Origin of the sequence: Sporosarcina sp. Marseille-Q4943, from assembly GCF_943736995.1 — a bacterium.
In the GTDB taxonomy this organism is placed as follows: domain Bacteria; phylum Bacillota; class Bacilli; order Bacillales_A; family Planococcaceae; genus Sporosarcina.
Genome location: NZ_CALSFT010000002.1, coordinates 68,710 through 92,165, shown reverse-complemented (window position 1 = coordinate 92,165; position 23,456 = coordinate 68,710). Strand labels below are relative to the sequence as shown.

Below are 23,456 nucleotides of genomic sequence, written 5' to 3'. Positions count from 1 at the left end.
TCCGTGTTATACTATTGCTTGTACTGGAGGACGTAAGATGAAACCATGGATGTATCCACTGTTCGTCATTCTTGGGGCGTGCAGCTATGGAATTCTTTCAACGATTATTAAATTGGCTATTGCGGACGGGTTTACAGCACCCCAAGCAGTGACGAGTCAATACTATACTGGCTTTCTATTAGCCGCACTCATTTATCTATTCACCCGTCGGACGCTTCCGAAGTTCGGCGGGGGTTTTACGCTTGTGGTTGCCGGTACGCTAACAGCAATCACAGGAACTGTTTATGGGAAAGCGGTCAGTTTGATGCCTGCTTCCCTCGCCGTCGTCATGCTTTTTCAATTCACTTGGATTGGCATGCTTTTCGATTGTATCGCCCGTCGGCGTTTGCCAAAACGGATTGAAATCATTTCATTACTATTTTTATTCGGAGGCACAATCTTTGCAGCGGGTGTCATCGACGCCGATTTAAGCGGTATCCCTTGGCAAGGATGGGCTTGGGGAATGGTTTCGGCAGTCAGTTTCTCGGCATTCCTCATGGTGAATCAGCGCCAAGTGGAAGGGATGGATATGCTCACAAGGCTATTGTTCATGTCTTTCTTCGCCGCTGTCGCCATCAGCTTCTTCCAAGAGCCGCAAATCGTCTGGGACGGAACATTGCTAAACGGCTTATGGATATATGGCTTGATATTAGGAGTGTTCGGCATCATCTTGCCAATCCTGCTCTTCTCCATCGGCATTCCAAAAGTCGGTACGGGAACGGCTTCAATTTTAAGCGCGATCGAACTGCCAGTCGCGGTCACTGTCTCAATGCTTTTATTGCATGAGCATATGACCCTATTGCAGATTGCAGGCATTATGATCATCTTGGTCGGAATGATGTTGCCAAGCATAGCCAACAGAAGAATCCGATTAAAAAAAGCGTAAGGCTATACCCACATCACGCAAATTAGTGATGTGGTTTTTTGTTTCCCCGAAAACTTTTCGGCAAAACTGAGGGTATATATAGTGAGAGCAACAAACTAGGTTGTTCTGAAAGGAGTGTGCCGCGTGCAGCAGGAAAAGTGGGTTCGGAACATACGGGCGGGCGACCAAGCCGCGTTCCGTCAGTTTTATGAAGCGTATGCGGGTCCGGCAATCCGGACGGCAAGCGCAATCACCCGCAACCGAGAGATGGCGAAAGATGCGGTGCAGGAAACGTTCATCCGAGTGTATCGGCAAATCGGAAACTACAATCCGACATTGCCATTCGATCCTTGGTTTTATCGGATATTGACGAATGAATGTCTTCGTTTAATGAAAAGGGAATCCCCCCTTTCGAATATCGAAACGTTTGAAAACGATCCTTCCCTTGCAGAGGAATCGTTCGATCAATTGAGGGAGCTTTACGATATTATTCAAGCATTGGATGATTCCCATCGTATTCCGCTGATCTTGAAGTATATTAAAGGATTTTCCGAAAAAGAGATCGCGGACATTTTAGGGTTGAATCAAAACACCGTAAAGTCGCGATTGTTCAAAGGAAGAAAACGGTTGAAAGAGCAACTGGAGCCCACTCGAGAGGAGGATATGTCCTGATGAGCAAATTTGACGATCGGATAAAGACGGAGCTTGAACAACGTACCGATGCAGATGTGCATGAACTGAAGGATGACATTTGGAATGAAATCAACAAAGAATTATTCGAAGGAAGGCAATCAAAAATGAAAAGAAAAAAACGATGGATGCCTGCAATGCTCACTGCAGCGGCGGCACTCGTCCTAGCGTTCACCTTACAGACGGACCCTGGCCTAGCGTTGATCAAAGGCATCAAGGATATGTTCGTCCCTGAAAAGGAGATTATCCAAAGCATTGAAGGGCAAGACGAGCCCACGGAAGTCCATCTGAATGAAGGGAAAGATTCCGAGTACATCATCTACGTGGATGAATCCCGCTATAAAATGATCAAAGGGGAAGAAGCCGACATTATTACGACCATTGAACCTCTTCCAGAGAAATATCCGGAAGTGAGTATGGAAATTAAGCAATATCCATCCGATAAACCGGAAACGCTTGTGAAGGAGATTGAGGAAAAGTTAAAGGTCGAATTCCCGGATCTGCGGGATGTGGAAACTGTGTCAGAACCGGCGGAAGGCTTCTGGCTGCACGGTTTGACCAAATCGACGTGGGACGGAAAGGTCATTGATGTGTACGTCATCAGTAACGGCAAAGATGGGAGCTTTGTCATTACCGAGAAGTATTTTCTTGAAGCGGCAGAAGGCCATGGCGCAAGGTTCTATCATATGCTACAGAGCTTTGAAATTATCGAATGAACGGAGTGTTAGAGGGGGATTCTTTAATCCCCTTCTTTTTTTATAGGTATAAAAGTAGATTCGCCCGCTCTTATGCATATGTTATAAGAATATAGGGTATAGATTGCATTAGTAGATAGCAAGGGGGACACTGAACATGGATATTTTTATGATCGTCATCGATACGCTGATCGTTTTATTATATATAACTCTGATTGCATTCATTACGCCGTTCACGATGAAATTTCTTAAGAAGAAAAACTGTGATATATTTATCCAGCTGCTGCCTGTCTGTTTGATAATTTTCGCAAGTAGTATACTCATTGCCATGGGACTTGGCGGATTCAAAGAAATGATATTCTTTCAAATAACGAGTATCGTTTCATTGGTTCTCTTAGGTTTTCTATTGTTCCTGACATTGGCGATGAGAGTATTGTGGAAAGACAAATACGATTTGTTAGTTGAAAGGATCCTCTCCTTTCGCGAAAAAAATGAACGGAGCTTCTCACTGAAATAAGTGGGAAGCCTTTTTCTATTTGTTGTACACTATTGATAAACTATTCACGCTAGGAGACGGTAATATGTTGAAGGACCGTATTTATTATCAAAATGCCTATAAAAAGACGTTCAAAGCACGGATTAACGGGAACGGGGTAGATTCTGAGGGGCGCCCATATGTCCTATTGAGCAACACGGCGTTCTATCCGACCGGCGGCGGGCAGCCGCATGATACGGGAACGATTGAAGGAGTTCGAGTGATCGATGTAGAGGAAGTTGACGGTGAAGTCCGCCATTTCCTTAGCGAAGAACTTCATTCCAAAAAGGATGTGGAAGGGGCAATCGATTGGGAACGCCGCTTTGATCACATGCAGCAGCATACGGGGCAGCATATTTTGACAGCAGCTTTTGTCGGGCTCTTCGGATTCCAGACAATCAGTTTCCATCTCGGCAAAGGGCTTGTTTCCATCGACTTGGACATAGAAGACGTGACAGCTGAGCAATTGACTGCTGCGGAAAAACTTGCGAACGAGATCATTTTGGAGAACCGCCCGGTTGAAACGAAATGGGTGACGGAGGATGAGCTTTCCCAGTTTTCATTGCGTAAGCAATTGGCTGTGACGGATGAAATCAGGCTTGTCATCATCCCGGATTTCGATTTTAACGGATGCGGAGGCACCCACCCATCTTCAACCGGACAAGTTGGATTGCTGAAAATCATCTCTACGGAAAAACAGAAACGGAAAGTCCGAGTCCATTTCGCTTGCGGAGGCCGAGTTCTACAGCAGCTGCATTGGAAGCATGAAGAGTTGTCAGCCGCCTCCAAATTGCTGAGCGCCCCTGAAGATGGTGTCAGCAATGCGATCGAGCGGCTTTTGACTTCGCATCACACATTGGAAAAATCATTGGAAAAGGCAAAGGAAGATTTGCTCTCGTTCGAGATGAAAAACTTGTTGATCAATAAAAATGGCAGCATTGTAAAAGCTTCATTCACCGATAGAACTGTGCAAGAGCTGCAAAAATTGGCACGGATGATTGTAGCCGAAGATGATTCGGCCATCGCCCTTTTCGTCGCCGAGAGTGAAGATCGCCTTCAGTTCGTCGCGGCGCGGGGTGTATCCGCAGGGACAAGCATGAAACTCATCTCGGCGAAAGTATTGCCACTTCTCCACGGTAAAGGTGGCGGAAATGATGCATTTGTCCAAGGCGGCGGCGAGCGGACAATGGCTTCGGAAGAATTATTGAGCGTTATGGAAAACACAATTTCAAACTAACAAATGTAAACTCCTCCTGATCTCAGACTCAGGAGGAGTTTATTATTTCATCAATATTACTAACTAACTTATGTTTACTATCTCACAGCACGGGTAAATAAAAACATTAGATACCATCATACTTCTGACATCTTCGAAGGGGAGATAAATATGAAGAAAAAAATAGTATTCATTTCTGACCACGGTGATCCACTTGCACAGCTCGGAGGCAAACAGGCAGGTGGACAAAATAATTACGTTAAGCAATTGGCACTTTCATTGGATAAAAGAGGGCATACAGTGGATGTCATTACCCATTGGGCGGATGCGAAAGCTCCTGCGACTGAACAATTCGGTTCACGCTGTCGGGTAATCCGCGTTGCAGCAGGTGTGAAGGGCTATGTGCCGAAGAGCGACCTATACGGCATGTTGTTCGATTTTTATGATGAAATACGTTCTTGCATTGATTTGTCGTCTTACGACGCAATGCACACCCATTATTGGTTGTCTGGACTCCTCGGAGCGAAAGTGGCTGAGAATTATGGAATACCTTGGATACACACTTCACACTCCTTGGCCGTTGCGAAAGAGGAAGCGACCGGTATCCGCGAAGAAAAGCGAATGGCGGCTGAACAATTGATTTTGCAGTTAGCCGACAGTGTAGTCGCTACGACTACTTCTGAAAGAAAATTGATTCATAGCTTCGTTGCAGACCCTTCCCCCATTAAAGTCATTCCCATTGGGGTTGACAAAAACTTCAAGCCATCTCTCCAAGAAGAGAAGGTGCAGCCTTATTTCGCATTTGCCGGAAGGCTTGAACAGACTAAAGGGATCTACACTCTTCTTAAAGCCTTCAGACTATTAGTGGAACGGCATGAGTTGCCGCCATCCGCGAAGCTCGTCATTGCAGGAGGAGACCCGGATAAAATTGATAGGCAAAAGAAACTGCCGACTGATCCGAAATTGAAAAAGGCGGTTAAGGGATTGGAACGGCATGTCGAATTCATCGGAGCCCGTTCCCAACGCCAATTGGCTCAACTTTTCAATGAAGCGACCGCTGTCATTGTCCCTTCTACGTACGAATCGTTCGGAATGGTCGCTGCGGAAGCGCAAGCATGTGGCAGCCCTGTCATCGCTTCGAAAGTAGGAGGTTTACAGGATGTTGTCCGCCATCGGGAGACGGGCATCCATATTGAAAAGGCAAACCATGAACATTTGGCATTCGCCATGAAACTGCTTGCGGCGAACCGTGAATTTGCTCGTTCCCTCGGACGGCGTGCTGCTGCCTATGCACGACGGGAATTCGATTGGGACACTGTCGCAAAGAAAATGGATGGATTGTATGAGGTGGTCATGTTTGAAAAACAAAAAATACTTGTTGGCGACTGATTTGGATGGAACGTTTGTCGGTGATAAGGAAGCTCTAGGACGGTTGCTTCAGTTCTTTGATAACTCACCGGATGAAGTTGGGCTCGTCTATGTGACCGGAAGACATCTCTCTTCTGCCCAATCACTCATCCCTGAAGAAGGGCTGCCGATACCCGATCTGCTCATAGCGGATGTCGGTACGTCCATTTATCAGTCTGACGAGCTGGTGGAAGATCCTGATTGGAAGGCACGCATGCAGATCGATTGGCAACCCGATAAAATTGCCGAGATTGCCGCCTCCTTTCCTTCATTGAAGAGGCAGAAACTTCCCGATGCTCGGCGCGTTTCATTCACTGTGTCAGAAGACATAGGATCAGTGAATGAATTCAAGAAGACTCTTGAAGATGAAGAGGTTGCTCATACGTTCATCTTCAGCTCGAATCGTGATATCGACGTTCTTCCTTTTGGGGCAGGCAAAGGGAATGCATTGGAATATGTACTTGAAAGATATGCGATGGATGGCGTCCGGTTGCTGATCGCAGGCGATTCTGGCAATGACCGAGACATGCTTTCCCTCGGCTACCCTTCCGTCATCGTCGGCAACGCCCAGCCGGAGTTGTTGGAGATGGAACCGTGTGAAAATCTCTTCCGTGCAAAACAAAACTGTGCGGGAGGCATCCACGAAGCGTGGGTGCACTTTTATGGGGACCGTCGGGAGTCTTTAGCATAAGTTATCACCGCTTCTCGGGGGCATATCACCGACTCGGGGGAGTATACCACCGATTTGCAACCCATAACCACCGATTCGCGCGACTTTACCACCGATTTTCGGCCTGTTACCACCGACTCTCCGGCCTTTACCACCGACTTGCGTGAAATTACCAAAGGCTTGGAGAGTTATCACCGATCGTGTCGGGTTTATCACCGCTTTAGACTGCTTTATCACCACTCGGGAGGAGTTTATCACCGCTCAGAGGCAATTTATCACCACTCAAGGAAAATTGATCATCGTTTGCCTACAATCCAGCGGCAACATTCCAATAAACGGTTGAACTAGATATTGAATTCCAACACAAAAAAGCTGCGGCCCCGAAGAATTCTCCAGGGCGGCAGCTTAATTCATGCAATCGGATTAATATGCTCTCGCAAACCAAACCGTATGTTTCGATTCCTTACCACAATTGATGCAAGTCGATTTTTCAGCCGGTGGATTGAAAGGAATGTTTCGTGTCGTGAACATCGTTTCATCCTTCACATGCTCCTCACACGCGTCATCGCCGCACCAGCCCGCAAGGATCCACCCAGGGATTTCACCTTTTTCCGCTGAATCTGCGATATGCTTCTTCAGTTCTTCAATCGTATCGATATGCGTGTGGGAATGCTCAGCACGGAATGCACGCGCTTTTTCAAGGAGGCGTGTCTGCATCGTGTTCAGCGCACCTTCAATGCAATCAACAATCGTCGGCAAATCGACAGCTACTTTCTCATCCTCGTCACGTGCCTTAATAAGCGCCTGATTGTTTTCCAAATCACGTGGCCCTAGCTCAACACGGACCGGTACACCTTTCAGCTCCCACTCGTTGAACTTGAAGCCAGGCGACTGGTCGGAGTCATCCAAACGGACACGGATGCCTTTCGCTTTCAACTCGGCAAACACTTCATCCAACTTCTCCATAATTGCAGGGTTCTTCTTCCAAGGACCTACCGGAATCAGGACAACTTGCGTCGGTGCGATACGAGGAGGCAATACAAGCCCTTGCTCGTCGCCGTGAACCATGATGACTGAGCCGATCAAGCGTGTCGAAGTTCCCCATGACGTCGTATGGACAAACTCATGACGGTTCTCCTTCGTCAAATATTTGATGTCGAATGCTTCCGCGAATTTCGTTCCTAAATAGTGGGATGTACCCGCTTGCACCGCTTTCCCGTCCTTCATCATCGCTTCGATCGAATACGTATCGACCGCGCCTGCAAAACGCTCGGATGGCGTTTTTTGTCCGTCGTAGACAGGAATGGCTAATAGCCCTTCCACGACTTCTTTGTAAATGTTCAGCATTTGCATCGTCTCTTCGCGCGCCTCTTCTTCATCAGCATGCGCCGTGTGCCCTTCCTGCCATAAAAACTCGGATGTACGAATGAAAGGCAATGTTCTCTTCTCCCAACGGAAGACGTTCGCCCATTGGTTAATCAACACCGGAAGGTCACGGTAGCTTTTGATCCAATCGGAATACAAGTGGCCGATCATCGTCTCAGATGTCGGACGCAATGCAAGACGCTCTTCCAATTTTTCGCCGGCGGCTTCCGTCACAAATGGAAGCTCAGGAGAGAACCCTTCGATATGATCTTTCTCCTTCTGGAAGAACGACTCAGGAATCAACATCGGGAAGTATGCATTACGGTGTCCCGTCTCCTTGAAACGCTTGTCCATTTCGGCTTGTATATGCTCCCAAATTTCGTAGCCGTCCGGTTTGAATGCGATACATCCACGCACTGGTGTATAATCCATCAAATCCGCCTTTTGGATCGTGTCGATATACCATTTTGAAAAATCGTTCTTCTGATTGCTCATCTTGATTTCCTCCCTATACATAATAAAAAGCGCAAAGCTGTCCTAAATACAAGGACGTCTTTGCGCTGGATAGACGTGGTACCACCTTCATTCGGCCTAGCTGAGCTAAGCCCTCGAACGTTTGATAACGAAAACGACCCGGTCATGTTTGCATGACATCTCCGTGGTAGGGTTCAATGAAAAGCGGTGGTACGGCTCTCAGCAAGTCGCCATACTTTCTGTTTCACAATTTTCATCTACTTGGCCACATCAGTGATTCCATATTGCTTATAATATAGCAAATACTTGTGATTTATACAAATCGTTCTTCACCGTCTCCCTATGTGGGTTGGATTAATCCTGTTCTCTGCTATAGTATGATTGATACTAACAGATGGAGGAATCAAGTCATGAACAATTTACCAAACTGCCCAAAATGTAATTCCGAATACACATATGAAGATGGAAATCTGTTCGTTTGCCCTGAATGTGCGCACGAGTGGACGTTGGAATCCCAGGAGGAGGAAGCTGAAGCGGCTGTCGTGCGTGATGCGAATGGCAATGAATTGAACGATGGCGATACGATTACGGTCATTAAAGACTTGAAAGTGAAAGGGAGCTCAAACGTCGTCAAAATGGGGACGACGGTGAAAAACATCAAGCTGGTCGAAGGCGATCACGATATTGATTGCAAAATCCCTGGATTCGGCGCAATGCAATTGAAGTCGGAGTTCGTGAAGAAAATCTGACTATTAAAAATAGGGCTGTTCCAGCTTAATTCCTGGAACAGCCCCTTTCTAGCTTACAATTTAAATTGAAGGACGTGTCGATTAAGTTCTTCAGCGTATTTCGATAGTTGTTCTGAGCTCATTGCCACTTCTTCCATTGAGCTATTTGTCTGTTGGGCTGAAGCAGATGTTTGTTCAATGCCTGCAGACGTTTCCTCAGTGATAGCAGCAATTTCTTCTACAGAGCCGCGCATTTCCTGACTGCGGGAAACCATTTCTGATAAATTGTTTGAAATGGTTGTAATATGCGTAGCCACTTCAGTCACTGCATCATTAATATCGTTGAAAGTTTGGCTCGTCTGCGTAATTTGCTCTGTTCCTTTTTCCACTTCCCCGTAGCCTTCCAATAAGGATGTTGCCACAGAACTGGATTCAGATTGTATGTCACCTACAATTTTTGTAATGTCAGTGACTGAGTGAGAAACCTGTTCTGCCAAGTTTCTTACTTCTTCGGCAACAACTGCGAATCCTTTTCCATGTTCGCCCGCTCTTGCCGCTTCGATCGCTGCATTTAGAGCCAATAAATTCGTTTGGTCGGCAATATCTTTAATGACGACGACCAATTTCGATATTTCCTGTGATTGTGCGTCCAAGCCTTGGATTTTTTCAACAGAGAATTGGACGATTTTATCGATTCTACTCATTTGCTCATTGGAAAGATCCATTAGACGACGGCCTTCCGAAGTCATATCCAACACTTTTGTCGAAGCGGCTTGAATATGCCCTCCTTTTTCGTCCGCCTCTTCCACTCTTTGAACGAACGAATCCATCAAGTCCGATAAATGACCCGCTTGTGTCGCTTGCGACTCTGCACCTTCCGCCAGATCATACATCGTCATTGCAACCTGGTCTGTAGCAGACTTCACTTCGTTCGCGGATTGCGTCAGCTCTTCACTTTGGGCTGTTACAGAGCTTGAAATATCATTAATCGTATTCAATAAATTGCGAGTGTTATGGCTCATCTCATTTGCCGCATGGACAAGCTGGCCAATTTCATCCTTGGCTTTTGTCTTCATATTTTCACCGCTTAAATCGCCTTTAGCCATCTCCGACATGCGGTTCATTACCATCTTAATCGGTTTTGTAATTTGATCGGCAGTGAAAAGTGCTGCTGCAATGCTTAATAAAATGACTAAAACCGTCACAACGCTCACAATCTTGAGCGTCATTTCCCCGCCTGCGATTATCTTCGCTTCTGCCGCATTAATATTCGCTTCATAATCCGCTGCCAATTTTTCATAGCCTGCCATAATTTCACGAACCATCGGAGTTGACCGCTCCAAGTTTCGTAGCGCCAGCTCCTGGTTGCCTTTGTCATACTCAGCAAACACGTCTTCACTGATGATTGTTCTCCAAGCTATCGTTTGCTCGATCAGGCGGTCGAACTCTTCCGTTTCATGGATTTCACGGATGATGTTTTCATTTTGCTTTCCACTTTCGGTATACTCGTTGAATCTTTCCTTAAAATCTCCCCCGTATAAGACATACCCGCGGGCTGTCGAAATACGGTTAGCCATCGTTAACGCCATCTTGTCATGGGCAATTAACAATGGAAGCTCTTTCTCCACTATATTCCTTGCTTGTTCGTTACTTTGCATCACTACGTAAATATTATAAATGCCGTATACGAGCACTAATAAAATCACTAATGAAAAAGAGAACAACAATTTACTTTTAATACTTTTAAACATGCCTTCCATCTCCTATTAATTATTGATAGCCGATTCCACTACGATTCATTTATCGGATAGATAGAAGACATTTAAAGTAATTAATTATTTATTCAATAGTAATTATTTATCAGCCGCTTGCAACTTAAATAGCGCGCCCCATCCGACTTAACCGGAGTGAGGCGCGCTCCCAAGAGTTGCATTTTAAAGTCACCTTCATTATAATCATTACACAAATTCGAGTGGGCTGAATGCATTCGATGAATGAAAAGAGGCGATTTGAACGATGTTAAAAACAACTGTGTTCGAACAACTGATACAAGCAATGAAAGAGAAGGACGTCCTTTCGAAAGGTGTGCTGACGCTGTTGAAGTCCGCACTTGACTCAGCTGAAAAAGAAAAAGGCTCCGCTTTGACGGAGGAAGAAGAAATCGCGATTGTAAACCGTGAAATCAAACAAACGAACCAAGCGTTGGAAGGCGCAGAGAAAGCGCAACGTGAGGATTTAATTGAACAGGAAAAGGCTAAATTGGTATTGCTCAAATCATTCTTGCCGAAGCAATTAAGCGAGGAAGAAGTGAAATCTTTACTCACAGAGGCAGGTGTTACTCAAGGAATGAACATGGGCGACGCGATGAAAATCGCTAAACCGCTCCTTGCAGGGAAAACGGACGGCGCAACGATGTCGAAAGCTGTGAAGAGTCTTATTCAATAGCATATTAATGAAGCCCGTCCGATAATGGATGGGCTTCATGCTTTATATAATCTCCAGACGTGACTTCTCGAATTAGCACAAAATTCATTTACTGTCTTGATTTAATTCTAAAGTGATTTTCTTATTCCCTAAACGGGATGCAAATGGTATAAAAATCACAAGGGCCATTACTATCATTACCCCCGCCATCAAACCTATGATTGTGAAATTGATGTGCAGCTTACCTGGATCAATTAAGGAAATAACAAAAGTTAATAATATGCCAGTCAGGAGCCCTAACGATAATCCAATTAGGAGATACAGAATGATTTGCGTTAGAATGACGTTAATTATTCCGCCTTTGCTCAATGAAATGGTCCTTAATATTGCAAACTCTTTCCTTTTTGAATTAATGTTGTTAATTAGCGTATTAAATACCCCGATGATGACGCTTATTAACATAACAGAAATAACAACAATAAAAATGGACCATCTTTGATAAAACATGTCTTTAGATTTTTTTAGGGATTCCTCATAACTATTAATTTGAATTTCAGGAAAACGTTGCCTTAATTGCTCGAGTTCATCAATTACTTGACCTACATTTTTCCCTTCGACATATAGTTTATTAAAAACAGTAAAATCAGATCTGAAATCGTCCTCATACCAGTCTATATAGACATCAGATTCTTTAAGTGTAGTGACGATTGCTGCGATTTTATAATTCCCCGAACTGCTTACCCTTTGTTCTCTTTCTGAGTATTGTCCAATCTCGAAGATATCCCCAGTTTTTAAATTATGTTTCTTTGAAAACCTCTCTGATACTGCAATAAACTTTTCGCCATCGTCCTGCAATACAGGAAGCAATCCCATTTCCTCCATAGATTGAAGGTCTCCTAAAGTGTAATCAAATGAGATATTTTGATGTCCGCTAATCATTTCAGCTCCAGCTTTGGTGCTTATTGAGCTAGTCTTGTCAATTCCATCAATTCTCTCTGCCTCTGATTGCAATTCGATAGGGTCAATAGTTGAGTTTAGCCCAAGACGGCTCTTCAAAACAATACTTGTAGGAAACTGTTCTTTTAAATACTTTTCCTCATTTTTTTGGACTGTATTTAGCATGATGGAACCAAACACAGCAATAATCATCATAGTACTGATGGTTAAAATCACAAAAGTATTCTTTTTGACTTGAGGTAGAAGATTTTTGATTGCAATATAGGAAGCGTTGCCCAAACATCTTTTAATTAATGGTGCCAGTCGCATTAGTATAGGTGACAAATAGATTGGGAACAGGATGAATATTCCTGCTACTAATAAAATGGCAGCCAGTAATATGCTCATTACCTGGTTGTCTTCTTCACTTGCTAGGAATTTCCCTAACGCTATAATAATTAAGCTACTTACAAGAAATACCTTTCCCCAAAACCTATTATATTTGAACGTTTTAAAATTACTTTCCTCATTGTCCTGAATGACCTTAAGTGGTAGAACTTTCGTAATTCTAATTGCTGGAACCACCAAGAATAATTGAATAATTAACATACATATCAATGTTATTAACAATCCTAATTTAAAATTAAAGTCAACATGAGATATAGTAAATGAGAATATTTTTTCAAGCCATTCATGAAGATAATTGTTACTAAAGATCGCTACGCTTAGTCCGAGAATTGAACCGATCACTGTTATAAAAGAGCTTTGAACCAAAACAATTAAAAATAATTGCTTAGTAGTTGCACCGATTGACCTCATAATCGCAAATTGATTCTTATACTTGTACAGAAAAACTTCAAAGTTTGAAATAATTAATAGTGACGTCACTATGATAATTAAAAAGGACAATACTACTATAAATATATTCAAGGATTCAAAATTACTTTTAAGGAAGGGGTCTTCTTCTGCAATTTCAATTCTTAAGTCTTTATCAATCTCTATAATTTCGTTAGCTAAAGATAATTTATCCACGTCTTCCTTTGCTTTTATCAATAAGTAAGTTGCCTCAATATCTTGATTGTTTTTTTTAGACATAATTTCTTGGAGTGTTTGATGCGAAACCAAAATGATATCAGGAGTGAGTCCTGTTGAGTTAAGGTCTTCTAAAGTTTCAACCAGTTTGAAACTTTTCCCTTCAACTTCTAAACTGCTTCCAGTCTCTTTACCTAATGCGTCAGCTAATCCTTCATTCACAATGATTTCATTTTCGTCTACGTTTTGCTTAAAGTGATACCTACTTTTCGATAAGTCGTCATTCTTTACTCCGACTGTGTAAAAATCAGCTTTTGACTCACTCGTATCTAGCGTGAGTTGTGAAATCAAAACACTTGATACCTGTTCTATATTGTCATTTGATTTTATAGCACTCAAAAAGGTTTTATCAATAAACTTTTCACTGCCGTTTTCATAACCAACAGATATATCCATATTGCCATACATTTTCGTAACTTCATTCTGCAAAGTTTGTTTTGCATTCAAAGAGAACAGCGTCATTGAAATGATCAAAGATACAGATAAAATAATACCAATTATAGAGGTGATAGTAATTAATATATTCGTTCTGAAAAAACGCATGGGTAAGCCGAATTTCGAATAAATCATTGGCCTATCTCCATTATTCTTTGGAATTTCTTTAAAATGTTTTGTAAATTATTGTTACCCTGACACTTGTATTCATCGACGATTTTCCCATCATGGAAAAAAAGGACCCTATCCGAATACATTGCAACGTTTGGATCATGAGTGACTACAATAATGCTTTTATTTAAACGATTTTTCATATCAACTAGAACATTTAAAATATCCTTAGTGGTATTGAAATCCAAATTCCCAGTGAGCTCATCCGCCAATACGATCGGGGGTGAAGTGATCAGAGCCCTACTGATAGCTACTCTTTGTTGTTGTCCTCCTGAGAGTTGGATAGGTCTATGTAATTTCCATTTTGCGAGTCCAACAAGACTCAGCATTTCATCTACCTTTTGTTCCACTTCTTTTTTTTCCATGCCTTTTAAAATGAGTGGTAACCCTACATTCTCTGCAACCGTCAAATCCTTAAGTAGATTGAAGGATTGGAAAATAAACCCGATATTATCCCTTCTATAGAGAGTAGCTTTTGGTTCCTTAAAAAAGTCCTTCGTTTCTTTTCCATTTAGAAACACTTTCCCACTAGACGGCTCGTCAAGTGCCCCCAATATGTTCAATAGCGTACTCTTACCTGAACCGCTTGTCCCCATAATAGCAAGAAGTTCTCCGGTATACAGCTCAAAAGAGACCTTGTTTAGGGCAGTCACTTCATATTCTGCTCCTTTATAGATCTTAGATAAATCATTAACTTCTAATACTTTATTAGCCATTTTTCACCTCAGTGTTCACGTTTTCTTCTTTATACTAGTTTGACTGAGCCCCCGCTGTCTGAAAGGCCGACACTCTCCACATAATCATCTCTTTTATCTCCCCTGTTTTCACACCCTATTATTAAATTTCAAGGCTATGTTAAAGGTAAAGTTTGTTGTGACACCTTCCCTACATCCAATTAAATAAAAATCGTCCCTACTGGTTATTTATGTTAAAATAGAAACAAGTTTGTGATAGTAGAAAAGGGGTGAATGATATGGAAAGCTTAGAAGTTCCAATGAAGGCGGCTGAACTGAAAAAAATTTTAATGGAAATTAAGAGCGGGAGAAGAACTTGGGAAGAAGAAAGTATAGTTTGTATTGTCCAATCTATGGTTGAGCACATCGGGTCAACTGATAGTGAACTAAGAGACCAATTAATCTATAGTTCTTTTTATCAATTAATTAGAGAAAAAAATCAACTTGAGCATGAGTTATTAGATGAACTATTAGAATTGTGTTTAGGTGACTTGTTATTTAAAGGTATCGGGGAAAATGGAACTGATTCTGTTTTTACAAGGTCATTTACTACGCTATTAATAGCGCTTATTCTATATAGGGATAATGAGGACAATTTTCTTCCCCAAGATATGATGTTAAAAATAAAAGATAAATTAATCGATTATATTAACTTGGAGAATGATTTACGAGGATATATCTCTGTAAAAGGTTGGGCTCATAGTATAGCTCATGTAACCGACGCTTTTGAGGAACTCGTAAAAAGTCCAAAATTAGACAGGAAATATTACTTAGAAATATTAAAAGTATTATGGAGTAAGGTATTGGTTTCGACTAGTGTTTATATCCACAATGAAGATGAAAGGATATTAATTCCTATACTAGAAATGATAAATAACGGATTGAAACAAGCAGATGTAATAACATTATTACAACATATACCAATAGAACTTAAAACTCAAAAAGAACTGATCGAGGAAGAAGAGTATTGGTTCCTGTATTTTAACTGTAAGGCATTCTTAAAAAGTTTTTATATAAAGGTTAATACGAATCGTGAATTAATACCTTTAAAGACGAGTATTGAAAAGTGTCTATTGGAAATTTCTTTATAGTAGAAGCTAAGAATTAAATAACTAGCCGAGTGTTAATCTTAGTGGAAAAAGAGGAATCCTTCGGAGATTCATTTTTTCAGACCATATTTCAAAGGAAGAGTTAACATTCGCACCCGAATTTTTCCCAATGAACTTGTAAAATCATTAAAAACAAAAAAGTCGAGCCTCCCCAGGTATCCCTTGAGGAGGCTCGACTCTTTACAACTTCACTCGTTGCAGCCTAAGCGCATTCAGTACGACTGATACTGAGCTGAATGCCATTGCAGCGCCCGCAACCCATGGGGCTAACAGGCCAACTGCGGCTACTGGTATGCCGATCGTATTGTAGAAGAAGGCGAAAAACAAGTTCTGCTTAATGTTGCGCATCGTTTTCCGACTCATGATAAATGCATCTGCTACACTGTTCAGATCGCCGCGCATGAGCGTAACGTCAGCCGCTTCAATCGCAATATCCGTCCCTGTCCCAACAGCCATACCGATATCCGCCATAGCAAGTGCCGGTGCGTCATTGATGCCGTCGCCGACCATCGCGACTTTCTTCCCTTCGGCTTGCAATTGCTGGATTTTATCGCTTTTCTGGTCAGGAAGAACTTCTGCAATAATATGCGTCAATCCAACTTGCCGCCCGATGGCTTCTGCAGTATGTTGGTTGTCTCCCGTTAGCATAATGACGTCGAGACCGAGCTCCTGCATTCTTCGGATCGCCTCTTTGGACGTTTCCTTCACAGTATCCGCAACCGCGACAACACCCGCGAGTTTCCCGTCGACTGCGATGAGCATCGCCGTTTTCCCTTCGTTCTCCATCTTCACCATTATGGATTCACTATCGTGAAGGGCTACGTCGCGGCTGCGCATTAATCTTCGCGTTCCTACAAACAGTTGCTTTCCGGCAACTTCCGCCTCAATTCCGTATCCAGGAAGCGCTTTGAAAGCTTCTGGTTCAATCAGTTCAATGCCTTTTTCTTTGGCACCCGTTACAATCGCCTGTGCCAATGGATGCTCAGATTGGTTCTCTGCTGATGCAACCCATTGCAATACATCTTGTTCAGCAAATCCTTCAGACACGATGATATCCGTTAATGCTGGTTGACCTTTTGTAACAGTTCCTGTTTTATCTAAGACAACTGTGTCAATGGAGCGTGTATTTTCAAGGTGCTCGCCGCCTTTGAAGAGCAATCCCATTTCAGCAGCTCGACCCGAACCAGCCATGATCGACGTCGGTGTTGCTAAACCGAGCGCACACGGACATGCAATAACTAAAATGGAAATGGTCGGAATGAGTGATGATCGGAAATCACCTGGTGTTACGACAAAATACCAGATGAGGAACGTCAGAATTGCGATTCCGACAACGATAGGAACGAAGATGCCCGATATTTTATCCGCCAACCTCTGAATTTCCGCTTTTGAGCCTTGCGCTTCCTCGACCACTTTGACAATTTGCGATAATGCGCTATCTTTCCCGACTTTCGTCGCTTTAATTTGCAACGATCCGTTCTTATTAATGGTAGCGCCAATGACAGAGTCTCCAACAACCTTATCGACTGGAATACTTTCACCCGTAATCATCGATTCATCAATCGCCGATTCACCAGAGATGATTGCTCCATCGACAGGTATTTTTTCACCTGGTTTGACGAGGATGATGTCCCCGGTCACCACTTCTTCGATGGGAATCTCTTGTTCGACGCCATCTTTCAGAATTCGTGCAGTTTTTGCCTGCAAGCCGAGAAGTTTTTGAATCGCCTGGCTCGTTTTCCCCTTGGCACGCACTTCAAATAATTTACCGAGAACGATGAGTGTAATAATGACAGCGGATGCTTCAAAGTACAGCTCCGGATGACCGACACTGCCCGCGTTCAACCATTCGAAGGTTAAATAAAGACTGTAAAAATAGGCAGCACTCGTTCCAAGCGCAACTAGCACATCCATATTCGCACTTAAGTTTCTCAATGAGTTATAGGCACCTTTATAAAACTGTGCGCCAACGATAAATTGGACAGGCGTCGCAAGTGCCAGCTGTACCCATGGATTCATAAGGATTGCCGGCAAGTAAAGGAAAGATAGGAATTCAAAATGCGCCACCATCGTCCATAATAACGGCAAGGTAAGAATTGCGGAGAAGATGACTTTCCGGTATTGATTCTTGATTTCTTGTTCCTTATGGTCCAACTTTTCCTTGCCATCAGATTTCGGAATCAATTCATAACCCATTTTCTTCACATTTGCCATCATTTCGGTAGGGCTTGTTTGCCCACTGTCATAATCGACAGTCAGTGTCTCAAGTGCAAAATTGACCGTAGCATTTGAAACTCCATCCATTTTATTGATGCGCCTTTCAATTTTCGTTGCGCAAGCCGCACATGTCATGCCTGACACATCAAATTCAGTCTTATCCGGGGTAACACTATAACCTAATTTTTCAATCCTTGACTTGAATTCATCGACATTCGTTTTATCTGGATCAAAAACGATTGTGGAGTTCTCCATTGCAAAGTTGACATTCGCCTTTTCGACGCCTTCTATTTTAGATAAACCCTTTTCAATCCGGTTCGCACATGCCGCACAAGTCATCCCGTTAATTTTTAAGGTTTTTTCTGTTGTTGCCATTTATATCCCTCCCATACATGGCGGGGGTATATTTATTTGAAAAAAGAAGGATTATACGATTGACGCATAACCCCTTCTCCAACCGCTCAATACCCCCACGTGGTGTAAGCGGAATGCTTTCAATCAAGCGATGTCATAGCCTTGATCTTCAATCGTTTCTTTGATTTGCTGCAACGTCGCTTCGTTTTCAAACTCGACAGATACTTCCTTTTTGCCTAAATCAACTGCAACCGCAGAAACGCCAGTTAAGCTTCCTACGCTTTTTTCAATTGAATTGACGCAATGATTGCATGACATTCCTTCTACTTTTAGCACTTCTTTCATGTTGAACAAACCTCCCTACACATTATATTTTTCAATATACCATACCCCTCGAAGGTATGCCAAGAAATTGGTTTTGCGACTATTTGGTCATCGTTTTCATGACGCTCATCAGTTCTTGGATCGCCGCCTCGCCATCCTGCCCTTTTATCGCTTTCACGACGCAATGATGCGTATGATCTTCCAATAGGGCTAGCGAAACCTTGTTCATGGCAGACTGGATAGCACTGATTTGGTGCAGGATATCTACACAATATCGGTCATTCTCGATCATTTGATGGACGCCTCTCACTTGCCCTTCGATCCGTTTCAGTCGATTTAATAACTGTTGTTTATTCGGTTGAACCGTTTTCTTTATCGTTTCGGACATACGTATCACCCCCGATTCGCTTACATACCCTATACCCCTATAATATTGGATTTTTCAATAATAAGCAAGTATTCATCGACCGTTACCTCGAAACAAAAAACAAACGTGATATGACTCACGTTTGCTAGAAGAGCTTTATTTATTTGTTTTGTCATCAAATTCTATTTTCGTTCCATCATTAAATGTGATTTCCAGATCAAATTTTGTATAGTCAGTCGGCAGGTTGAAGGTTTTCAATACTTCTGCAATCGCTTCATCCTTGTTCGTTTGCTGTGTGATTGTCAACTTTTGAACAAGAGGATACAACTCATCGAATGCCTCTGTTCCATCTTTCCTGACATGATTCAATTCATCTTCAATTTTAGCTATAACAGTGCCTACGCTTTTCGTCTCGAGTTCCGCTTCGTACTCGTGATCGCCTGCATATTCAACTTCCAATTCAAATTCTACATAATCTAGTTCATCCATATTTTGCAGCATGTCCGCAGGAGTCTCCTCTTTTATAGTCTCTTCTTTTACATCCACAGGAGTCTCCTCTTTTGCGGTTGGCTCTTCTTTTTGGCCATCCGCACCACAGCCGATCAACATGAGAGATAGCGCACCGGCAAATGATAATGTACCAATTTTTTTCATTCAAATGACCTCCGATCTATTTGATTCTTTACCCCTTCCTTATCACTTTTAATCAACGCAAGCGGTACGCAGCATATCTTTTACATCTAGATAGAAGGTATAATAAGCACAATGACAAGGCTAGAAGGAGGTTTAGCATATGGAGCAAAACAATGAAGATATCGTCTATTGGATGCTGTTGAACTATGGGAAGTGGAATATATACATGGCTGCAACGAAGGAAGGGCTTTGCTATGCCGGCCCGCACGATGCACCATTCGATGAGCTTGCTGATTGGACGAAGAAACGACTTCCTACGCATCGTCTGCTTGAAGACACGAATGTCATGGAGCCGTATGCAGGAGAACTCATTGACTACATGGAAGGTAAACGGAAAGAGTTTACAATACCACTGGATCTGCATGGGACCCCGTTTCAACGATCCGTCTGGAAAGCTTTGCTTGAAATACCGTATGGACAGACGGTTTCCTATTCGGATATAGCGGAAAGGATCCAAAATCCGAAATCTGTACGCGCAGTCGGAGCCGCAATTGGAGCTAATCCGCTTTTGATCACCGTTCCTTGCCATCGCGTCGTCGGGAAAGATGGGAGTTTGACCGGCTTTCGGGGTGGTTTGGAAATGAAGAAGCAATTATTGAATCTTGAAAAATAGGTCGGGACAGAAAACTGTAAGAAGTGTGCAAGTTGTGACCCGGCACACTTCTTTTATTCCTTCTACCTTTTTAACCGCTTCCTCTCCTTCCTCATGATTGCTGCTACCTTAGAATTCCCCTCCCATTTCGAAAAAAACGGAAGTGCTAAATCATAACAAAAGCGGCATCCTGTTGAGGAGCCGCTTTTAGTATTATGTTAGATGAATGTATTTTTCGCCAAGAATCTCACTAACGTTGTAAGTATCTTGCGGCAATTGTTTCTGTGCAAATGTCTCTACTTCACTTTTATCAATCGAATAAAATTCTTCGATTTCGCGTGAGAACAATAATTTTTCCTCTTGAAGCAATTGACCTAACCCCGAAAGTCGTTCCGGTTCGATCGTTTCATCTGGCAGCAATCGTTGTAGTGCATTCGAGTAATCTTCCAAAGTGCGTGCACCGACAATCCGAACGCCTTTTTTCTCTTCATTCATCATGACGATTGTCGGAAATCCACGGACACCTAACTGGCGGACGAGCTGGAAGTCTTCATGTAATTTAGTGTCTGCTTCCGGAAGCTTGGATTGCGAAACGATTGCCTCCCCATCCAGCCCAACTTGATTGACAATATCGATTAAGACATCGTCTTGTGCAATGTTTTTATTGAATGCGAAAAGTTCCTCCCTCGCCCGGCGTAAAAATGTATTAGCTAGCTCAGGATGGTTGCCTTGAATCACCTTGTAGACCCGAGAAGGAATAAAAGAAGATGAGATCGGGTTATCATACCAAACGGTTCCATCGATCGGCATGCGCGAATGTTCACCGACTTCCCTCCAGTGACCAGCGACATCAGACGGTCCTGATATCCCGTTTGCAGAATCGACCGGATCATCCCCCCATTTCTCAAGTAATCCACCCATAAGCGCGTGCATATTGAAGTAATGTCCGTATTGATGGACAAATTTTCGGAGTACCGGTTCCAATGCCCAACAATGCGAGCAGATCGGATCGGTTACATAATAAAGGTCAATCGTTTTTTTCGGTGCTGACAAATCGATGAATTCCATTGTACCCGCGTCGTCCCCAGCTGGCCCACATATACCTGTTGCCATATCACATATCATAGGATTGTTTTTTTCCATTTTACTTCCCCTTTTCTTTTGTTTGATCGGATACATCAAGTTCAATATGCTGCTGTGCCCAAGCGTGAATTGGCTCCAAAGCGAGGGCGAGTTGTTGTCCTTTCTCGGACAAATGATACGAAATGATGACAGGAGTTCCTTCTGTCACTTTCTTTACGACTAAGCCATGTTCACCGAGTTCGGTCAATTTCATTGAAAGCGACCGAGGGGTAATATCAGGCAAGTCACGCTTCATATCGGAAAAATGAGCAGTGAACTCGGGGCAAATCGACAAATAATGAATAATGAGCCCGTTCCAACGCCTTCCCAAAATTTCGAAACACGATTCTAAATAGGGACATACTTTAATGGGTACCACCTCCATTGATTAATTTCAGTATATATCGATATAAAAAGTATATCAAGTATAAAGATTATACAACGGTGGGTTATATAAAATTTTAAAAGCCGCCACTTGTTGGCAGCACTCTGTCATTCTAACGCCAATGCAATACCAGGGTGCTTGCTTTGAGCCCAGGATAGCTCACTTTGGACGCGGATGCGCTTGCTTTGGACGTAGGTGCAGGTAGTATAAAAAGTGGACACAATCTAATGAGCATGTTTGGATTAAGATAACAATAATATGCGAACGGAGAGTGTCCAAAATGGGTAAAAGAATTGACGATGACCTTAAGAAGCATTTAGTCAAACTTGTGTTGGAGGAAGGGAAAAAGCAGACTGATGTCTCCAGGGAAATGGGAATTCCCTTGGGCTCCTTACGAAGATGGGTCAGCGAGCATAGACAGAAAATCCAAGCGGAGCGAGACGGTGTTGAATATCTTACCCCGACTGAACAAATGAAACGCCAAAGAGACATGGAGAAACAAATTCGTGATCTGCAAGAAGAGAATGAAATCCTAAAAAAGGCTATGCACATCTTTTCAAGAAACCCGCAGTAATCTATGAGTTCATTGAAGATCATCGGGAGGAATACAGCGTGACAAAGATGTGCCAAGTACTCCAGGTTTCTAGGACCGGTTACTATAAATGGCGCGAGAAAGAAAAAAGCCCTTCCCAAGAGAAAAAGGAAGAGGCGCAAGTACTCATTAGTAAGATTTTTTACGAGAAGAGACAAGTTTATGGCAGCCCGCGAATCAAAAAAGAGTTGGAGAAGAAAGAGGTTTTTCTAGCTGAGAAGACCGTGGCCAACTATATGCGGGACCTTGGATTGTGTGCGTTGGTGCCATCAAAGTACAAGACGACGACAAACTCCAATCACAACCACCCAATCTACCCTAATCTACTGATGCGCAACTTCAGCGCAGACACCCCTAACAGGGTGTGGGTCGCCGATATCACCTATATCTGGACGATTGAAGGTTGGCTTTACCTGGCGACTGTCATGGATCTTTTTTCTCGGAAGATTGTCGGCTTTAATATTCAGACAGACCTATCCAAGGAACTGCCGAAACTGGCGCTTGAAAGAGCTCTAAACTTCCGCTCTCCTGCAGAAGGACTGATTCACCATTCCGATCAGGGGAGCCAGTATGCATCGGCTGATTACGTCGATCTTCTTAAGGAAAAGAAATGCAAAATCAGCATGAGCCGCAAAGGCGACTGTTACGACAATGCCTGTATAGAATCCTTTCATTCAACGATTAAGAAGGAGCTCATCTACCGTACAAAATTCACAACACGCGAAGAAGCTAGAATGGCTGTGCTGGACTATATCATCTCTTTCTATAATGAAAAACGAAGCCATTCCACTTTGAACTATGTATCACCGAACGATTATGAGAAGGCCTATCAGACTGAAAAGGAGAAAAACGCTCAACAACCACCCGCAACTTTCGTGGAAGAGCAGTTGTCTTTTTAACTGCTCTTTTACGAAAGTACACCAAGCGCAGCGCGGTAGGCTTTTGAAAATAAACGCTCATTGTATCGTGTCCACTTTCTTGACAGAAGACCATAGGATTTCTCACTTTGGACGCGGACGCGCTTGCTTTGGGCGCAGGATAGCTCACTTTGGACGCGGGCGCGCTTGCTTTGGGCGCAGGATAGCTCACTTTGGACGCGGACGCGCTTGCTTTGGGCGCAGGATAGCTCACTTTGGACGCGGACGCGCTTGCTTTGGGCGCAGGATAGCTCACTTTGGACGCGGGCGCGCTTGCTTTGGGCGCAGGATAGCTCACTTTGGACGCG

General features: G+C 43.2%; 23 protein-coding genes. 13 read left to right on the top strand and 10 right to left on the bottom strand.

Features of this window, described 5'->3' with window-relative positions; all coding sequences use genetic code 11:
• Window positions 1-37 precede the first annotated feature (37 nt).
• From NIT04_RS00465 to NIT04_RS00435, 7 genes are all read left to right on the top strand, one after another.
• Window positions 38-925 (top strand): DMT family transporter, encoded by an 888-nt coding sequence (locus NIT04_RS00465; RefSeq protein WP_252501648.1) that lies wholly within the window; start codon window positions 38-40, stop codon window positions 923-925.
• A gap of 123 nt (window positions 926-1,048) precedes the next feature.
• Window positions 1,049-1,576: an RNA polymerase sigma factor gene (locus tag NIT04_RS00460; RefSeq protein ID WP_252501647.1), complete on the top strand. Its 528-nt coding sequence runs from the start codon at window positions 1,049-1,051 to the stop codon at window positions 1,574-1,576.
• Entirely contained in the window at window positions 1,576-2,310 is a 735-nt protein-coding gene (locus NIT04_RS00455; protein WP_252501646.1) for a hypothetical protein, read from the top strand. The genes NIT04_RS00460 and NIT04_RS00455 overlap by 1 nt, the downstream gene beginning before the upstream one ends.
• A 136-nt stretch (window positions 2,311-2,446) precedes the next feature.
• Complete coding sequence (locus NIT04_RS00450; protein ID WP_252501645.1) at window positions 2,447-2,806, top strand: hypothetical protein; 360 nt, start codon at window positions 2,447-2,449, stop codon at window positions 2,804-2,806.
• 64 nt (window positions 2,807-2,870) lie between these two features.
• On the top strand, window positions 2,871-4,061 hold the full coding sequence (locus tag NIT04_RS00445; RefSeq protein ID WP_371922476.1) for a DHHA1 domain-containing protein: 1,191 nt from the start codon (window positions 2,871-2,873) through the stop codon (window positions 4,059-4,061).
• A 150-nt stretch (window positions 4,062-4,211) separates the two neighbouring features.
• Entirely contained in the window at window positions 4,212-5,429 is a 1,218-nt protein-coding gene (locus tag NIT04_RS00440; protein WP_252501644.1) for a glycosyltransferase, read from the top strand.
• Window positions 5,398-6,138, top strand: coding sequence for an HAD-IIB family hydrolase (locus tag NIT04_RS00435; protein ID WP_252501643.1), 741 nt, complete (start codon window positions 5,398-5,400; stop codon window positions 6,136-6,138). The genes NIT04_RS00440 and NIT04_RS00435 overlap by 32 nt, the downstream gene beginning before the upstream one ends.
• A 402-nt stretch (window positions 6,139-6,540) precedes the next feature.
• Here the strand turns inward: NIT04_RS00435 and proS are convergent, their stop codons facing one another.
• Window positions 6,541-7,977 carry a proline--tRNA ligase gene (proS, locus tag NIT04_RS00430; protein ID WP_252501642.1) on the bottom strand — a complete coding sequence of 479 codons (1,437 nt, stop codon included), beginning with the start codon at window positions 7,975-7,977 and terminating at the stop codon, window positions 6,541-6,543.
• 389 nt (window positions 7,978-8,366) lie between these two features.
• Here proS and NIT04_RS00425 point away from each other — a divergent pair, with 389 nt between their 5' ends.
• The gene (locus tag NIT04_RS00425) at window positions 8,367-8,705 is read left to right on the top strand and encodes a zinc ribbon domain-containing protein YjdM (protein ID WP_252501641.1); all 339 of its coding nucleotides are present in this window, start codon (window positions 8,367-8,369) and stop codon (window positions 8,703-8,705) included.
• Between the two features lie 53 nt (window positions 8,706-8,758).
• On the opposite strand, the gene NIT04_RS00420 is transcribed toward NIT04_RS00425, so the two are convergent.
• A complete protein-coding gene (locus NIT04_RS00420; protein ID WP_252501640.1) occupies window positions 8,759-10,435 on the bottom strand; it encodes a methyl-accepting chemotaxis protein in 1,677 nt (558 codons plus the stop codon).
• 265 nt (window positions 10,436-10,700) lie between these two features.
• On the opposite strand from NIT04_RS00420, the gene NIT04_RS00415 reads away from it, so the two are divergent.
• On the top strand, window positions 10,701-11,129 hold the full coding sequence (locus NIT04_RS00415) for a GatB/YqeY domain-containing protein (RefSeq protein WP_252501639.1): 429 nt from the start codon (window positions 10,701-10,703) through the stop codon (window positions 11,127-11,129).
• Window positions 11,130-11,213: 84 nt separating this feature from the next.
• On the opposite strand, the gene NIT04_RS00410 is transcribed toward NIT04_RS00415, so the two are convergent.
• Both NIT04_RS00410 and NIT04_RS00405 read right to left on the bottom strand, forming a co-directional pair.
• Window positions 11,214-13,706, bottom strand: coding sequence for an ABC transporter permease (locus NIT04_RS00410; RefSeq protein ID WP_252501638.1), 2,493 nt, complete (start codon window positions 13,704-13,706; stop codon window positions 11,214-11,216).
• Complete coding sequence (locus NIT04_RS00405) at window positions 13,703-14,458, bottom strand: ABC transporter ATP-binding protein (protein WP_252501637.1); 756 nt, start codon at window positions 14,456-14,458, stop codon at window positions 13,703-13,705. Before NIT04_RS00405 ends, NIT04_RS00410 begins: the two co-directional genes overlap by 4 nt.
• A gap of 257 nt (window positions 14,459-14,715) precedes the next feature.
• On the opposite strand from NIT04_RS00405, the gene NIT04_RS00400 reads away from it, so the two are divergent.
• A complete protein-coding gene (locus NIT04_RS00400) occupies window positions 14,716-15,567 on the top strand; it encodes a DUF2785 domain-containing protein (RefSeq protein WP_252501636.1) in 852 nt (283 codons plus the stop codon).
• 198 nt (window positions 15,568-15,765) lie between these two features.
• Here NIT04_RS00400 and NIT04_RS00395 read toward each other — a convergent pair whose 3' ends face one another.
• The 4 genes from NIT04_RS00395 to NIT04_RS00380 form a co-directional block, all read right to left on the bottom strand.
• Complete coding sequence (locus tag NIT04_RS00395; protein ID WP_252501635.1) at window positions 15,766-18,177, bottom strand: heavy metal translocating P-type ATPase; 2,412 nt, start codon at window positions 18,175-18,177, stop codon at window positions 15,766-15,768.
• A gap of 123 nt (window positions 18,178-18,300) precedes the next feature.
• A complete protein-coding gene (copZ, locus tag NIT04_RS00390) occupies window positions 18,301-18,501 on the bottom strand; it encodes a copper chaperone CopZ (protein ID WP_252501634.1) in 201 nt (66 codons plus the stop codon).
• Between the two features lie 79 nt (window positions 18,502-18,580).
• Entirely contained in the window at window positions 18,581-18,868 is a 288-nt protein-coding gene (locus NIT04_RS00385) for a metal-sensitive transcriptional regulator (protein WP_251698036.1), read from the bottom strand.
• Window positions 18,869-19,003: 135 nt separating this feature from the next.
• Complete coding sequence (locus tag NIT04_RS00380) at window positions 19,004-19,501, bottom strand: YusW family protein (protein WP_252501633.1); 498 nt, start codon at window positions 19,499-19,501, stop codon at window positions 19,004-19,006.
• 139 nt (window positions 19,502-19,640) lie between these two features.
• Here NIT04_RS00380 and NIT04_RS00375 point away from each other — a divergent pair, with 139 nt between their 5' ends.
• The gene (locus NIT04_RS00375) at window positions 19,641-20,153 is read left to right on the top strand and encodes a methylated-DNA--[protein]-cysteine S-methyltransferase (RefSeq protein ID WP_252501632.1); all 513 of its coding nucleotides are present in this window, start codon (window positions 19,641-19,643) and stop codon (window positions 20,151-20,153) included.
• 192 nt (window positions 20,154-20,345) lie between these two features.
• Here the strand turns inward: NIT04_RS00375 and NIT04_RS00370 are convergent, their stop codons facing one another.
• Together NIT04_RS00370 and NIT04_RS00365 are read right to left on the bottom strand one after the other, a co-directional pair.
• Window positions 20,346-21,275 carry a DsbA family protein gene (locus NIT04_RS00370; RefSeq protein WP_252501631.1) on the bottom strand — a complete coding sequence of 310 codons (930 nt, stop codon included), beginning with the start codon at window positions 21,273-21,275 and terminating at the stop codon, window positions 20,346-20,348.
• A 1-nt stretch (window position 21,276) separates the two neighbouring features.
• Complete coding sequence (locus tag NIT04_RS00365; RefSeq protein ID WP_252503149.1) at window positions 21,277-21,624, bottom strand: helix-turn-helix domain-containing protein; 348 nt, start codon at window positions 21,622-21,624, stop codon at window positions 21,277-21,279.
• A gap of 295 nt (window positions 21,625-21,919) precedes the next feature.
• Between NIT04_RS00365 and NIT04_RS00360 the strand changes: the two genes are divergently transcribed.
• Together NIT04_RS00360 and NIT04_RS00355 are read left to right on the top strand one after the other, a co-directional pair.
• Window positions 21,920-22,213, top strand: a complete 294-nt coding sequence (locus tag NIT04_RS00360; protein ID WP_252501629.1) for a transposase — start codon at window positions 21,920-21,922, stop codon at window positions 22,211-22,213.
• A complete protein-coding gene (locus NIT04_RS00355) occupies window positions 22,213-23,130 on the top strand; it encodes an IS3 family transposase (RefSeq protein WP_371922511.1) in 918 nt (305 codons plus the stop codon). The genes NIT04_RS00360 and NIT04_RS00355 overlap by 1 nt, the downstream gene beginning before the upstream one ends.
• The last annotated feature ends 326 nt before the right edge of the window (window positions 23,131-23,456 follow it).